At 47.6% G+C, this 913-nt stretch carries 1 protein-coding gene and 1 pseudogene; both read right to left on the bottom strand.

Annotation, left to right across the window (positions count from 1 at the left end):
* Nucleotides 1–495 (bottom strand): ATP-binding protein (locus A3763_RS05215; protein WP_068759928.1); only part of this gene is annotated, 495 nt, incomplete at its 3' end.
* Nucleotides 485–913, bottom strand: a pseudogene (locus A3763_RS28225) (IS21 family transposase); the annotation flags it as partial. The gene A3763_RS05215 and the pseudogene A3763_RS28225, both read right to left, overlap by 11 nt.

The raw sequence follows: 913 nt of genomic DNA, 5'->3' as shown, positions 1-913 counted from the left end.
GATAACCAAGTCTGTATGGCTTAACCTGTTCGCAATGCGTCCCGCTTTACCTTCGAGTTTTTCTTGTTCAAGTTGATTCACAAGTTCAATGGTCGATAAGAAGCGCACTCGTAGTCGGTGGTGTTGGATGGCTTGTACGCCTATTGCCGTTGCTAAGTGAGTTTTACCCGTGCCAGGGCCTCCTATAAGTACGATGTTGTGGCTGCCTTCGATGAACTCACAGCGATGAAGCGCTTTGACAAGCGTTTCATCTACACTGCTTTGATTGAAGTCAAAGCCAGCTAGGTCACGGTAGGCTGGGAACCTTGCATGCTTCATCTGATAAGCGATTGATCGCACTTCTCGATCTGTTACTTCAGCTTTGATCAAGGCTTCAAGAATGGGCTGTGCTTGAAGGTAAGATGGCCCAGCTTGCTGTGATAGCTCCATAACACTGTTGGCCATACCGTGTAGTTTGAGTTGTTTGAAGGTGTGGATCATGGTTTCAATGTGCATAAGGATGACCTCTTAGTTGATCGTAGCGTTGTGTGTTGGCAATAGGCTCTTCGTTTAGAATGAGAGAGGGTGGTGTTAGCAAAGGCTCAGGTGTTTCCTGTTCGATGAGTTGGCTCAAACAGTTCATTACATGCTGTTTTGAGGGGTGCCCGCATCGCAGAGATTCCTCAACCGCTTGCTCAACCAGCTGTTCGTCGTGATGAAGTACCAAGGCCAATATCTCGACCATTTCTCGATCACCACCTTGTCGTCGAAGTAAATACTTTTGAATGGACTTGAAGCTGTCTGGCAAGGTCTCGAACGGTGCGCCGTTACGCAGTGCTCCTGGTTTGCGTTGAGCCACGGCTAGATAATGTCTCCATTCATACTTGGTGATACCTGCATCATGCTTGCGATTGAAGATACGTCTATGTCTTGC

The organism is Oleiphilus sp. HI0128, assembly GCF_001635365.1.
This window is presented reverse-complemented; position numbering and strand designations above follow the sequence as displayed.